This window comes from Bacillus sp. JH7 (assembly GCF_001563515.1).
GTDB lineage: Bacteria > Bacillota > Bacilli > Bacillales > Bacillaceae_G > Bacillus_A > Bacillus_A cereus.
The window spans coordinates 642285-656129 of record NZ_LPUS01000001.1; the positions used below are offsets into that span (position 1 = coordinate 642285).

Below are 13845 nucleotides of genomic sequence, written 5' to 3' on the forward strand. Positions count from 1 at the left end.
TTTTTTTCTCAAATGACGATTTCTTAATTCTTCCGGTTATAAATAAAGCACTGCAAGGAGAGATTAAAAAGTGAAGCCAAGAGGCTGAATGTGGGGTAGGAGCGAGGAGAGTGAACAAGTTGAAATTAGAAAAATTTCGAAAAATAATAGGTCTTTGTCTCCTTGTTTCTTTAGTTTTTATTGGATGTTTTAAACCGCTTCGAACGTTTATTTCATCACCGAAACAACTTGTTGTTTTTGAAGGGCAACAATCAGAAATATCATCATTACCAGTTTTCAAAGCTTCATCCACAAATCGTCATGTATTTACAGTGAGTTCGAATGAACAAAAACAAGGACTTATGGTAAATTCTCATCAAAATGGTGAAGCTGATATGGTATTTCAGCTTGCTGGTTTTCCAGTGAAAAAAGTAAATGTGAAAGTGTTAAAAGATTTTAAAGTGATTCCAGGTGGACAATCAATTGGTGTGAAATTAAATACAAAAGGTGTACTTGTTGTAGGCCATCATTTAATTCAAACTGAAAAAGGTAAAATATCTCCTGGTGAAACAGCAGGTGTACAAATTGGAGATATGATTACTGAAATTAATGGTAAAACAATTGAAAGAATGAGTGATGTAGCACCGTTTATTCATAATAGTGGAGAAACAGGTGAACCGCTTAATCTTGTATTGTTAAGAGATGGAAAATATATTCGTACGAAGCTAACTCCACAAAAAGACAACGGTGAATCATCTTATCGAATTGGCTTGTATATCCGTGATTCGGCAGCTGGAATTGGAACGATGACATTTGTTCATCCAGATTCTATGAAATATGGGGCACTTGGTCATGTTATTTCTGATAATGATACGAAAAAGCCGATTCAAGTCGAAGATGGACAAATTATGCGCTCGACAGTTACATCAATTGAAAGAGGTAGTCATGGGAATCCAGGGGAGAAATTAGCAAGATTCTCACCAGACCGTGAAGTGATTGGCAATATTACAATTAATAGTCCATATGGTATTTTTGGAAAATTAAATACGAATATGAAAAACGGTATAATGGATAAAGCAATGCCTATCGCATTATCTCATCAAGTAAAAGAAGGACCGGCAAAAATATTAACAGTTATTGATCAAGATAAAGTAGAAGCGTTTGATATTGAAGTTGTTAGTACAGTGCAGCAAAAATTCCCAGCTACAAAGGGTATGGTAATAAAAGTAACAGATAAACGTCTATTAGAGAAAACGGGCGGCATCGTACAAGGAATGAGCGGAAGTCCAATTGTACAAAATGGAAAAGTAATTGGTGCTGTTACACATGTATTTGTAAATGATCCAACATCAGGATATGGTGTTCATATTGAATGGATGTTACATCAAGCTGGAATTAATATTTATGATCAAGAGAAAAAAGCGAGCTAATATATATTATTAGCTCGCTTTTTCTGTTGAAAAATTCGTTGAAATTTTGTAAAAGCTCCGCAAGAGGTGTTTTTTGTTGTAAAATAAAAGGAAAGGGTTGAACGTTTCGTTGTATTTCTATGATGGAATGTGTTGCGAAAGGGAATAAATGAACGATAAACATATTTTTTTGTGATTTTATCGGAAAGTAAGAAACTTTAAAAGGGAATTTTCACACAATTGTCGAACAATTCATGTAGCCTAGAAGGATACACATGTCGGAGAATCGATTCGGTAAGGGAGGAAAAGCTGTGGAGAAAATTAAAGTATGTCTTGTGGATGATAATAAAGAACTAGTATCAATGTTAGAGAGCTATGTAGCCGCTCAAGATGATATGGAAGTAATCGGTACTGCTTATAATGGTCAAGAGTGTTTAAACTTATTAACAGATAAGCAACCTGATGTACTCGTTTTAGACATTATTATGCCACACTTAGATGGTTTAGCTGTATTGGAGAAAATGCGACATATTGAAAGGTTAAAACAGCCTAGCGTAATTATGTTGAGAGCATTTGGCCAAGAAGATGTGACGAAAAAAGCAGTTGACTTAGGTGCCTCATATTTCATATTAAAACCATTTGATATGGAGAATTTAACGAGTCATATTCGTCAAGTGAGTGGTAAAGCAAACACTATGATTAAGCGTCCACTACCATCATTCCGATCAGCCACAACAGTAGATGGAAAACCGAAAAACTTAGATGCGAGTATTACGAGTATCATTCATGAAATTGGTGTACCCGCTCATATTAAAGGATATATGTATTTACGAGAAGCAATCTCCATGGTATACAATGATATTGAATTATTAGGATCGATTACGAAAGTATTGTATCCAGATATCGCAAAGAAATATAATACAACAGCAAGCCGTGTGGAGCGCGCAATTCGTCACGCAATTGAAGTAGCTTGGAGCCGTGGGAATATTGATTCTATTTCGTCCTTATTCGGTTATACAGTATCCATGTCAAAAGCAAAACCTACGAATTCTGAGTTTATCGCAATGGTTGCGGATAAGCTGAGACTTGAACATAAAGCTAGTTGAGAGTAAAAGTAGTAAGGGATTTAAGCTTTAGTAAAGCTTAATAATTCTTGAAATTGATACTCGATATCAAATTTAAAGCCAATGAACTTTTTATTTAAAGACCAATGAATGTTATAATTCGTTGGTCTTTTTATTTTGTTGAGAAAAAGAGATTATTTGATAGCATGGAAAATAAAACCTATTTTTAGTAATATTACATGTAATTGAGTTTTTTATAAGGCAATAAAATAGATATAGATAGGGAGAAGGGGAATGGAAAATAAAATTTCAACTTGGCTAGGAATAGTAGCAGCTATGGGAGTTCTTGCTATTGCAGTTACATTTGGAATGTTAGAACTTGCAGATAATCCCGTAGATAAAGAAGTGAGTGCTCAAATAGATAAAAAAGAAGACCAAACAATAGTAGGTAGAGAGGTAGATGGGGTCTTTGTTGATGTGTATGTTACTGAAAATTCTACTGAAAGCGAAGTCATTACAGCGATGCATCGCATGACTCATCAAAAAGTGGTGGCAGAACGAAAATCGGGCTCTATCCCAATGATTCAAAGTAATACTAAAAAATTAAAAGAAATTATAAATAAGAGTAGCTTTGCGAAGAAAAATGAACTTTTAGCAATTGCTGATAGATGGGCGAAAAAAGATTTTAGTAAAATTGTAGAAGATCACAATTATTTCTCAGATGCTCAAGAAGATAGCGTTTGTAAAGCAACTAGAGCAATGGATGCGTTAGAAGAGCAACATTATATTTTAACTACATTCGGGGAGGAAAAAGCGAAAGAACTATACGAATCAGGGGATGCTCCGCACGTTCAATAAAAAACAATATAAAGGGCTTCTAGTTTTTTATGATTGTGTTTTTAGGACGCAATTGGGACTTATAAATAAATGGTCTGCTTTCTTTATGACGTGTAACAAAAAAGAAAAGATGTGATTCATTATTAAATGATGAAGGAACGGCTAAATCACATCGTAGTACATCTGTTAAAGGATTTTAGTAGGAAAGGCATCCGTGATATAATAGAAAATAATAAAAAGTCCTGCAAAAAACAGGACTGTATTATTCTTCGTCTTTATTTTGTTTTTCTAATTCAACTAGTTTTTGAATTAAAATGTGCTGCGGCATATGCATGAGTTGTTCAAGTGGAACACCTAGTGCTTTTGATAAGCGGACTGCAGTATCTGGAGAGATTTGTAATGGTCTCATAGAAGTACCTCCTTTTTCGTATAGTATAGCATAAGATTGGGGGAGTGAGGATGACTCTTATATTTGCACATCGTGGTGCGGCTGGAACGTACCCAGAAAATACAATGATTTCATTTGAAGCAGCTGAGTCTTTTAGAGCGGATGGAATTGAACTTGATGTTCAATTAACGAAAGATGGAAAAGTTGTCGTCATTCACGATGAAAAGGTGGACCGGACAACAAATGGAAAAGGTGCGGTTCGGAATTATGTATATGAGGACTTATGCAAGTTAGATGCAAGTTATAAATTTGGTGATAAAGTAGGTTTTTGTAAAATACCAATTTTAGAAGAGGTATTAGAATGGCTTGAACAAACGAGTTTGCTACTTAATATTGAACTTAAAAATAATAAAATTCCATACAGAGGTTTAGAGGAAGAAGTTATAACGCTTGTACGGAAATTTAGTCTAGAGGATCGTGTTATATTTTCTTCGTTTAATCACTACAGTATGAAACGGTGCCATATGATGGCTCCTGATATTCAAACAGCAATTTTATATCGCGAAGGTTTGCATAGTCCGTGGGCATACGCGAAAAAAATGGGGGCTACAGCAGTACATCCGAATTATCGTTATCTTCAAGATGCTATTGCCGAACTAACGATGGAAAGTGGTGTAGAAGTTCGCCCTTATACAATTAATGAAGAAACGCTTATGCGTAAATATTTTGATATGAATATATCGGCGATTATTACTGATTACCCTGAAACGGCAAGAACCTTATTGCCAATAAAAAAATGAGACCGCGTGTAACGGTCTCATTTTTTTATTTATAAATAGTGGGGCATTCCTATCTTCTAAAGCGAGCTTGTACTTTATTTCGTTTGCGATCTCGGTGCAAGACGAAGCCACCAAAGATATAAAACCCGAGCGCGAAGCAGAGAGCGCCGATTAAAAATTGTAACCACAGTATGGAAATTGGTGGAAATTGAATCCCGAATACAGTATCTCTCATTAACTTTATACCAAACACAGCTAATGAAATAGGGATGAGTGCTAATAGTAGAGCAACGTAACGCTGCATACATAACGCTCCTTTTCAGATTATTTCGTATATTTTAATGATGTTATACGGAAAGGGGGTTTGTCAAGAGGGTGCTGAACGAGTAAGATAAGGGTGTGAAAAAATTTGCAGAGTTACTTCGAGAGGAAGTGTAATATATGAAACAAAAAGTATTAATTGTTGGTGCAGGTGAAGGCGGGAGCGCGCTGCTGAATCTGTTACAAAGTTCGAATATATTTCAAATTATAGGGATTATTGATATAAATCCGTTGGCAAAAGGACTACAAATTGCTAAGGAATACGGGATTGCAATTGGAGAAAGTGTAACTCCATTTCTTTCTATGCATATCGATGTAATATTTGATATGACAGGTGAAGATGATGTACATAAAGTTTTATTAGAAAAAAAGAAAAAAGACACTCTTCTTATACCAGGTGATATCGCAAAAATTGTTACAGGATTAGCGCATGAGAAGGAAGGGCTAATTGGGCGGTTAGAGGAACAGACGCAACAAGGAGAATTAATTTTAAATTCTACACATGACGGCATGATTGTAATTGATCGAGAGGGACAAGTTCGTCTTTTTAATAAAAGTGCAGAGCGTATTATCGGATATAAAAAAGAAGAGGCGATAGGAAAGTATATTTTAGAAGTCATTCCAACTAGTAAATTACTTCGCATTATACGTACGAAACAAATAGAAGTAAATTATGAACTGACATTAGAGAATGGAAAGAAAATTATTACAACGCGTATTCCAATATTAAAAGAAGGAGGAGAGGTACAAGGGGCATTTGCAATTTTTAAAGATATAACAGAAGTTGTAGATCTTGCGGAAGAAGTTACAGACTTAAAAGAAATTCAAACACTATTAGAGGCAATTATTAACTCATCTGAAGAAGCGATTTCGGTTGTGGATGAAAAAGGAAGAGGTTTAGTCATTAACCCAGCATATACGAAATTAACGGGTTTAACAGAAGAAGATATTATTGGGAAGCCTGCTACAACTGATATTGTAGAAGGCGAAAGTATGCATATGAAAGTACTTCGAACGCGTCGTGCGGTGCGCGGAATACATATGAAGATTGGGCAAAAAAAGCGAGATGTAATTGTAAACGTAGCACCAGTTATTGTGGATGGAATATTGAAAGGAAGCGTCGGTGTTATCCGTGACGTGTCGGAAATTCAAAAATTAACAAATGAATTGAATAGAGCAAGGCAAATTATTCGTACATTAGAAGCGAAATATTCATTTGATGATATTGTCGGAAATTCAGATGAAACAACGGCAGCTATCGAACAGGCGAAGCTAGGAGCGAATACACCAGCAACAGTACTGTTACGCGGGGAATCTGGGACTGGTAAAGAATTGTTTGCACATGCAATCCATAATGGAAGTAATCGAAAATACAATAAGTTCGTCCGTGTAAACTGTGCGGCCATTTCGGAGACGTTGTTAGAAAGTGAATTATTTGGTTATGAGGAAGGGGCGTTTTCTGGAGCGAAAAGAGGTGGGAAACGTGGGTTCTTTGAGGAAGCGAATAACGGTAGTATTTTTTTAGATGAAATAGGGGAGTTGTCTGCAAATACACAAGCGAAACTCCTTCGTGTATTGCAGGAAAAAGAAATTGTAAAAGTTGGTGGAACGAAAGCGATACCTATTAATGTTCGAGTAATTGCAGCGACACATGTGAATTTAGAAAAGGCTATTCTAGAAGGGAAGTTTAGGGAGGATTTATATTATCGATTAAATAAAATTCCAATTCAAATTCCATCTCTTCGTCAACGTAAAGGAGATATACCGACAATTGCGGACAGATTGATTCAAAAAATTAATCAAGATTACGGTCGTAATGTAGAAGGGCTCACTGATTCAGCCGTTTTATATTTACAATCATACGAATGGCCAGGAAATGTGAGGGAACTTGAAAATATTTTGGGGAGAGCTATTATCTTTATGAATTATAACGAGACCTATATTGATGTACACCATTTACCGCCATTACATAACGAAGAGCAGGTGGAGTCAAAGCAATCTCATTTATTACCTGAATTAGAAGAAAAGCCACTTGAACATTTAGTGACAGAGTTTGAAGGGAATATTATTTATGAATATTTGGAGAGATTTGATGGGAATAAAACACAAACTGCAAAAGCGTTAGGAATTTCCGTTCGAAATTTATATTACAAGCTAGAAAAGTATGACCATGCAAAAAATAGCATGCAATAAATTGCGTACCGTGCAATTTATTGCATGGTATACAAAAAGCGACAAAATAAGACAGAATCTTTCGTTATTTTCCAAAGTATTGATTTTACTGCATTTTGAATGCGTTTTCATTATTGGTAAGACCACTTTTAAAAGTTGGCACGGTATTTGCTTTATAAATAGACGAGGGACGACGGAAAGGGTTGATTACAAAATATGAAGTTAGAATACTTAATTGATCAAGCAGCAGGAAAGCCTAAAAAAACTGTGGCTGTAGCAGTAGCTGAAGATCATGAAGTAATTGAAGCTGTAGCGAAAGCAATTAAATTACAGCTAGCTCAATTTCGTCTATATGGAAATCAAGAAAAAATAATGGGGATGCTACAAGAACATGGTTTACAAACTTCAGAACATGTTGAAGTGATTGCAGCAATGTCTAGTGCTGAAGCTGCAGAACTTTCTGTTAAAGCTGTGAGAAATGGTGAAGCAGATGTGCTTATGAAGGGGAACATCCCAACAGCGAATATTTTGAAGGCTGTGTTAAACAAAGAGTGGGGCCTACGTAAAGGTAGCGTACTTTCACATGTAGCAGCATTTGAAGTTCAAAATTACGACCGTCTTATTTTCGTTACAGATGCAGCGATGAACATCGCACCTGACGTAACACAAAAAGCTGCTATTATACAAAATACTGTAGAAGTTGCCCAGGCAATAGGAATCGACTTGCCCAAAGTGGCACCAATCGCAGCAGTAGAAGTTGTGAATCCAGCGATGCAGGCGACAATTGATGCAGCGATGTTAACACAAATGAATCGCCGCGGACAAATTAAAGATTGTATCGTTGATGGACCACTTGCTTTAGATAATGCAGTATCACAAATTGCAGCAGAGCATAAAGGCATAGTAAGTGATGTAGCAGGTAAGGCAGATATTTTACTCGTCCCAACGATTGAAGCTGGAAATGTGCTATATAAATCACTCGTATACTTTGCGGATGCAAAAGTAGGAGCAATGATTGCTGGCGCAAAAGCACCGATTGTTTTAACATCTCGTGCTGATTCAGCAGAAACAAAAGTATATTCATTAGCATTGGCAGTTGCGACTGCTTCAAAATAAACCAAAAAGGGTAAAACATTAGGGGGAAACGACAATGACATTAGAAATCTTCGAATACTTAGAAAAATATGATTATGAGCAAGTAGTATTTTGTCAAGATAAAGAATCTGGTTTAAAAGCAATTATTGCAATTCATGATACAACACTTGGACCGGCTCTTGGTGGAACAAGAATGTGGACATATGATTCTGAAGAAGCGGCGATTGAAGATGCATTGCGTCTTGCAAAAGGGATGACATACAAAAACGCAGCAGCTGGTTTAAACTTAGGTGGTGCGAAAACAGTAATTATCGGTGATCCTCGTAAAGATAAGAGCGAAGCAATGTTCCGTGCACTAGGACGTTATATCCAAGGACTAAACGGACGTTACATTACAGCTGAAGATGTTGGTACAACAGTAGATGATATGGATATTATCCATGAAGAAACTGACTTTGTAACAGGTATCTCACCATCATTCGGTTCTTCTGGTAACCCATCTCCAGTAACTGCATACGGTGTTTACCGTGGTATGAAAGCAGCTGCAAAAGAAGCTTTCGGTACTGACAATTTAGAAGGAAAAGTAATTGCTGTTCAAGGCGTTGGTAACGTAGCATATCACCTATGCAAACATTTACACGCTGAAGGAGCAAAATTAATCGTTACAGATATTAATAAAGAAGCTGTACAACGTGCTGTAGAAGAATTCGGTGCATCAGCAGTTGAACCAAATGAAATTTACGGTGTTGAATGCGATATTTACGCACCATGTGCATTAGGCGCAACAGTTAATGATGAAACTATTCCACAACTTAAAGCAAAAGTAATCGCAGGTTCTGCAAATAACCAATTAAAAGAAAATCGTCACGGTGACATCATTCATGAAATGGGTATTGTATACGCACCAGATTATGTAATTAATGCAGGTGGCGTAATTAACGTAGCAGACGAATTATATGGATACAATAGAGAACGTGCACTAAAACGTGTTGAGTCTATTTATGACACAATTGCAAAAGTAATCGAAATTTCAAAACGCGATGGCATAGCAACTTATGTAGCGGCAGATCGTCTAGCTGAAGAGCGCATTGCAAGCTTGAAAAATTCTCGTAGCACTTACTTACGCAACGGTCACGATATTATTAGCCGTCGCTAATCATTCATATATAACTTTTACAAAAGGCGTGGTTACCTCTTATGAGGTTTCCACTTCCTTTTGAATTTATTAGTGGAGGTAGCAACATTGTCTGTAAATCGAATTCTTGTTATTAACCCAGGTAGTACATCCACAAAAATTGGTGTTTTTGATAATGAAAGACCCGTTTTAGAAGAAACGATTCGTCATGACGTAGAACAGATTGGGAAATACAAGCGAATTATCGACCAATATGAGTTTCGAAAAGAAACGATTTTAGAAGTTCTACATTCTCATGGTATTAACATTTCAAAATTAAACGCTGTTTGTGGACGTGGTGGATTACTTCGTCCAATCGAAGGCGGTACGTATACAGTAAACGATGCGATGTTAGAAGATTTAAAAAATGGGTTTAGCGGTCATCACGCTTCAAACCTTGGAGGCATTTTAGCATATGAAATTGCTTCTGGATTAAACATTCCTGCATTTATTGTGGATCCTGTCGTTGTAGATGAGATGGAGCCAGTTGCTCGTATAAGTGGTATTGCTGGTATGGAACGTAAAAGTATCTTCCATGCATTAAATCAAAAAGCAGTTGCTCGTAAAGTAGCCGAACAGTTAAACCACAAATATGAGGATTTAAATTTATTAGTTACACATATGGGCGGTGGTATTACAGTTGGTGCTCATAAAAAAGGAAGAGTAATCGATGTGAATAACGGTTTAAACGGAGAAGGACCATTTAGTCCAGAGCGTGCTGGTACAGTACCAGTAGGGCAACTAGTAGAAATGTGTTTCTCTGGTGAGTATTACCGAGATGAAATGATTAAAAAGCTTGTCGGACAAGGTGGACTTGTAAGTTTAATCGGTACAAATGATGCGATTAAAGTAGAGAAAATGGTTGAAAAAGGTGATCCTGAAGCAACTCTTATTTATAAAGCAATGGCATATCAAGTTGCAAAAGAGATTGGCGGAGCTAGCGCTGTACTTCACGGGAAAATCGATGCAATCGTATTAACTGGTGGACTGGCATACAGTAAAATTCTTGTCGATGAAATAAAAGAGCGAGTGGACTGGATTGCAGATGTTATCGTACATCCAGGCGAAGATGAGTTAGAAGCGTTAGCAGAAGGAGCACTTCGTGTATTACGTGAAGAAGAAGCTCCAAAAGAATATGTTGTACGTGAAAAAGAAACGGTAGCTAGGGGTTGAGATAATGGCAAAAGAATATGATTTAGTCATCGTTGGCGGCGGTACTGGTGGATATGTTGCTGCAATTCGTGCATCACAACTAGGGTTAAAAACTGCACTAGTCGAAAAAGAAAATCTTGGTGGTACTTGTTTACACAAAGGATGTATCCCTAGTAAAGCTCTTTTACGTAGTGCGGAAGTATATGCAACTGCTAAAAAAAGCGAAGAGTTCGGAGTTATTGCAAGCAATGTAGAACTAAACTTTGCGAAAGTACAAGAGCGTAAAGAGAAGATTGTAACGCAGCTTCATAAAGGCGTTCAACACTTAATGAAACAAGGTAAAATTGATGTGTTTGAAGGTATTGGCCGTATTCTTGGCCCATCTATTTTCTCTCCGATGCCAGGGACAATTTCAGTTGAACTTGCAAGTGGAGAAGAGAATGAAATGTTAATTCCAAAAAATGTACTTATTGCAACAGGTTCTCGTCCAAATTCATTACCAGGTTTAGAATTAGACGGAGAGTACGTAATGTCTTCAGATCATGCCCTAAAAATGGAAACGCTTCCTAGTTCGATTATTATCGTTGGTGGCGGTGTAATCGGTATTGAGTGGGCATCTATGCTTGCTGACTTCGGTGTAGAAGTTACAGTATTAGAGTATGCAAAAACAATATTACCACTAGAAGATCAAGACGTTTCAAAAGAAATGCAACGTCTATTCAAGAAAAAAGGTATTAAAGTGGTAACTGGTGCAAAAGTATTACCAGAAACATTGGTAAAAGATAATGGAGTAACAATCCAAGCTGAACACAACGGTGAAAATAAAGAATTTAAAGCAGAAAAAATGCTTGTATCTGTAGGAAGACAAGCGAATACGCAAAATATTGGCCTAGAGAACACAGATATCGTTGTGGAAAAAGGATACATTCAAACAAATGAGTTTTATCAAACGAAAGAATCGCATATTTACGCAATTGGAGATGTAATCGGTGGCCTGCAACTTGCTCACGTTGCTTCTCATGAAGGAATTGCTGCAGTAGAACATATTGCAGGGAAAGAAGTTACACCAATTGATTACTCTATGGTATCAAAATGCGTATATAGCAGTCCAGAAGTTGCTTCTGTCGGTTTAACAGAACAAGAAGCGAAAGAAAAAGGCTATAAGTTAAAAGTAGGTAAGTTCTCATTCCGCGCAATCGGAAAAGCACTTGTATACGGAGAATCAGATGGTTTCGTAAAACTTGTAGTTGATGAAGAGACAAATGACATTCTTGGTGTTCATATGATTGGACCACATGTAACAGATATGATTTCTGAAGCGGGTCTTGCAAGAGTACTTGATGCAACACCTTGGGAAGTAGCACATACAATTCATCCGCATCCATCATTATCTGAGGCGATTGGTGAAGCAGCACTTGCTGTAGATGGAAGAGCGTTACACGCATAAAAATGTGGATTTAGGAGGTTATGAAAAATGGCAGAAGTAAAAGAAAAGCGCCATGAAGAGCTTGGCTTAAGTGATGAGCAAGTATTAGAAATGTTCCGTACGATGTTACTTGCACGTAAAATTGACGAACGTATGTGGTTATTAAACCGCGCTGGTAAAATTCCATTCGTAATTTCTTGTCAAGGACAAGAGGCTGCACAAGTTGGAGCGGCGTTCGCTCTTGATAGAGAGAAAGATTATGCATTACCATACTACCGTGATATGGGTGTTGTACTAGCATTTGGTATGACAGCTAAAGAGCTTATGTTGTCTGCTTTTGCGAAAGCTGGAGATCCAAACTCTGGTGGTCGTCAAATGCCTGGTCACTTCGGTCAAAAGAAAAATCGTATTGTTACAGGTTCATCTCCAGTAACAACACAAGTACCACATGCAGTTGGTATTGCACTAGCTGGAAAAATGGAGAAGAAAGATTTAGTAACGTTCGTTACATTTGGAGAAGGTTCTTCAAACCAAGGTGACTTCCATGAAGGGGCAAACTTTGCTGGTGTACACAAACTACCTGTTATTTTTATGTGTGAAAATAACAAATATGCAATCTCTATTCCAGTTGAAAAACAATTAGCATGTAAAAACGTATCAGATCGTGCGATTGGTTACGGTATGCCTGGATATACAATAGACGGAAACGATCCACTTGCAGTATATAAAGCTGTAAAAGAAGCAGCAGATCGCGGTCGTCGTGGTGAAGGACCAACTTTAATTGAAACAGTATCATATCGTTTAACAGCACATTCTAGTGACGATGATGATCGTGTTTATCGTGATAAAGAAGAAGTAGAAGAAGCAAAGAAAAAAGATTCAATTATAACATTCGCAGCTTATTTAAAAGAAGCTGGTGTGTTAACTGAGGAATCCGAAAAACAAATGTTAGACGAAATTATGCATATCGTAAATGAAGCAACAGAATATGCAGAAAATGCTCCGTATGCAGCACCTGAAGATGCATTGAAGCACGTATACGCAGAATAGGGGGGAACGTTTCATGGCTGTAATGTCTTATATTGATGCTATTACATTAGCAATGCGCGAAGAAATGGAACGCGATGAGAAAGTATTCGTTTTAGGAGAAGATGTTGGTAAAAAAGGTGGCGTGTTTAAAGCGACACACGGTTTGTATGATCAATTTGGTGAAGATCGTGCGCTTGATGCACCGCTTGCAGAATCTGCAATTGCTGGGGTAGCAATTGGTGCAGCAATGTATGGTATGCGTCCAATCGCTGAAATGCAGTTTGCTGATTTCATCATGCCAGCAGTAAACCAAATTGTTTCTGAGGCGGCAAAAATTCGTTATCGTTCTAATAATGATTGGACTTGTCCAGTTACAATCCGTGCACCATTTGGCGGGGGGGTTCACGGTGCATTGTATCATTCACAATCTGTAGAAGCGATGTTTGCAAACCAACCAGGTTTAAAAATCGTTATCCCTTCTACACCATATGATGCAAAAGGCTTATTAAAAGCAGCCATTCGTGATGAAGATCCAGTATTATTCTTCGAACATAAACGTGCATATCGTTTAATTAAAGGTGAAGTACCAGAGGATGACTACGTATTACCAATCGGAAAAGCAGATGTAAAACGTGAAGGTGATGATATTACAGTTATCACGTACGGATTATGTGTTCATTTTGCTCTTCAAGCGGCTGAAAAGTTAGCACAAGATGGCATCTCTGCACACATTCTTGATTTACGTACTGTATATCCATTAGATAAAGAAGCAATCATTGAAGCAGCTTCTAAAACAGGTAAAGTTCTTCTTGTAACAGAAGACAATAAAGAAGGAAGCATTATGAGTGAAGTGGCAGCAATTATCGCTGAAAACTGTCTATTTGATTTAGATGCGCCAATCGCACGTCTTGCAGGTCCAGACGTTCCAGCAATGCCATATGCACCAACAATGGAAAAATTCTTTATGGTAAATCCAGATAAAGTTGAAAAAGCAATGCGTGAACTTGCGGAATTTTAATC

General features: G+C 37.2%; 13 protein-coding genes. 11 read left to right on the forward strand and 2 right to left on the reverse strand.

What is annotated here, in order from left to right:
- The first annotated feature begins 110 nt into the window (after positions 1-110).
- The 3 genes from spoIVB to AU379_RS03500 all read left to right on the forward strand — a co-directional run bounded on the left by spoIVB (position 111) and on the right by AU379_RS03500 (position 3310).
- Complete coding sequence (gene spoIVB / locus AU379_RS03490) at positions 111-1409, forward strand: SpoIVB peptidase (RefSeq protein WP_002098091.1); 1299 nt, start codon at positions 111-113, stop codon at positions 1407-1409.
- Between the two features lie 290 nt (positions 1410-1699).
- Positions 1700-2494, forward strand: coding sequence for a sporulation transcription factor Spo0A (gene spo0A, locus AU379_RS03495; protein WP_061139503.1), 795 nt, complete (start codon positions 1700-1702; stop codon positions 2492-2494).
- 252 nt (positions 2495-2746) lie between these two features.
- The gene (locus AU379_RS03500) at positions 2747-3310 is read left to right on the forward strand and encodes a PRK06770 family protein (protein WP_000428232.1); all 564 of its coding nucleotides are present in this window, start codon (positions 2747-2749) and stop codon (positions 3308-3310) included.
- Positions 3311-3551: 241 nt separating this feature from the next.
- On the opposite strand, the gene AU379_RS03505 is transcribed toward AU379_RS03500, so the two are convergent.
- Entirely contained in the window at positions 3552-3698 is a 147-nt protein-coding gene (locus AU379_RS03505) for a YycC family protein (RefSeq protein ID WP_001247671.1), read from the reverse strand.
- 50 nt (positions 3699-3748) lie between these two features.
- Between AU379_RS03505 and AU379_RS03510 the strand changes: the two genes are divergently transcribed.
- Entirely contained in the window at positions 3749-4477 is a 729-nt protein-coding gene (locus tag AU379_RS03510; RefSeq protein ID WP_061138961.1) for a glycerophosphodiester phosphodiesterase, read from the forward strand.
- A gap of 49 nt (positions 4478-4526) precedes the next feature.
- Here AU379_RS03510 and AU379_RS03515 read toward each other — a convergent pair whose 3' ends face one another.
- Positions 4527-4760 carry a DUF2627 domain-containing protein gene (locus tag AU379_RS03515; RefSeq protein ID WP_001190214.1) on the reverse strand — a complete coding sequence of 78 codons (234 nt, stop codon included), beginning with the start codon at positions 4758-4760 and terminating at the stop codon, positions 4527-4529.
- A 137-nt stretch (positions 4761-4897) separates the two neighbouring features.
- On the opposite strand from AU379_RS03515, the gene AU379_RS03520 reads away from it, so the two are divergent.
- From AU379_RS03520 to bfmBAB, 7 genes are all read left to right on the forward strand, one after another.
- The gene (locus AU379_RS03520) at positions 4898-6970 is read left to right on the forward strand and encodes a sigma-54-dependent Fis family transcriptional regulator (protein WP_000810974.1); all 2073 of its coding nucleotides are present in this window, start codon (positions 4898-4900) and stop codon (positions 6968-6970) included.
- Positions 6971-7165: 195 nt separating this feature from the next.
- The gene (gene yqiS / locus AU379_RS03525; protein ID WP_000764670.1) at positions 7166-8065 is read left to right on the forward strand and encodes a phosphate butyryltransferase; all 900 of its coding nucleotides are present in this window, start codon (positions 7166-7168) and stop codon (positions 8063-8065) included.
- 34 nt (positions 8066-8099) lie between these two features.
- Positions 8100-9200, forward strand: coding sequence for a leucine dehydrogenase (locus AU379_RS03530; RefSeq protein ID WP_000171357.1), 1101 nt, complete (start codon positions 8100-8102; stop codon positions 9198-9200).
- A gap of 87 nt (positions 9201-9287) precedes the next feature.
- A complete protein-coding gene (gene buk / locus AU379_RS03535; RefSeq protein WP_000115780.1) occupies positions 9288-10391 on the forward strand; it encodes a butyrate kinase in 1104 nt (367 codons plus the stop codon).
- Between the two features lie 4 nt (positions 10392-10395).
- A complete protein-coding gene (gene lpdA, locus AU379_RS03540; RefSeq protein ID WP_001051289.1) occupies positions 10396-11817 on the forward strand; it encodes a dihydrolipoyl dehydrogenase in 1422 nt (473 codons plus the stop codon).
- Between the two features lie 27 nt (positions 11818-11844).
- The gene (gene bfmBAA, locus AU379_RS03545) at positions 11845-12846 is read left to right on the forward strand and encodes a 3-methyl-2-oxobutanoate dehydrogenase subunit alpha (RefSeq protein ID WP_000852551.1); all 1002 of its coding nucleotides are present in this window, start codon (positions 11845-11847) and stop codon (positions 12844-12846) included.
- Positions 12847-12859: 13 nt separating this feature from the next.
- A complete protein-coding gene (bfmBAB, locus tag AU379_RS03550; protein WP_000290071.1) occupies positions 12860-13843 on the forward strand; it encodes a 3-methyl-2-oxobutanoate dehydrogenase subunit beta in 984 nt (327 codons plus the stop codon).
- Positions 13844-13845 lie beyond the last annotated feature (2 nt).

What these genes read in the sequence shown, in the direction of transcription:
- AU379_RS03500 (WP_000428232.1), top strand. Translation starts at nt 2,747, where the DNA reads ATGGAAAATAAAATTTCAACTTGGCTAGGAATAGTAGCAGCTATGGGA.
- AU379_RS03505 (WP_001247671.1), bottom strand. Translation starts at nt 3,698, where the DNA reads ATGAGACCATTACAAATCTCTCCAGATACTGCAGTCCGCTTATCAAAA.
- AU379_RS03510 (WP_061138961.1), top strand. Translation starts at nt 3,749, where the DNA reads ATGACTCTTATATTTGCACATCGTGGTGCGGCTGGAACGTACCCAGAA.
- AU379_RS03515 (WP_001190214.1), bottom strand. Translation starts at nt 4,760, where the DNA reads ATGCAGCGTTACGTTGCTCTACTATTAGCACTCATCCCTATTTCATTA.
- AU379_RS03520 (WP_000810974.1), top strand. Translation starts at nt 4,898, where the DNA reads ATGAAACAAAAAGTATTAATTGTTGGTGCAGGTGAAGGCGGGAGCGCG.
- yqiS (WP_000764670.1), top strand. Translation starts at nt 7,166, where the DNA reads ATGAAGTTAGAATACTTAATTGATCAAGCAGCAGGAAAGCCTAAAAAA.
- AU379_RS03530 (WP_000171357.1), top strand. Translation starts at nt 8,100, where the DNA reads ATGACATTAGAAATCTTCGAATACTTAGAAAAATATGATTATGAGCAA.
- lpdA (WP_001051289.1), top strand. Translation starts at nt 10,396, where the DNA reads ATGGCAAAAGAATATGATTTAGTCATCGTTGGCGGCGGTACTGGTGGA.
- bfmBAA (WP_000852551.1), top strand. Translation starts at nt 11,845, where the DNA reads ATGGCAGAAGTAAAAGAAAAGCGCCATGAAGAGCTTGGCTTAAGTGAT.
- bfmBAB (WP_000290071.1), top strand. Translation starts at nt 12,860, where the DNA reads ATGGCTGTAATGTCTTATATTGATGCTATTACATTAGCAATGCGCGAA.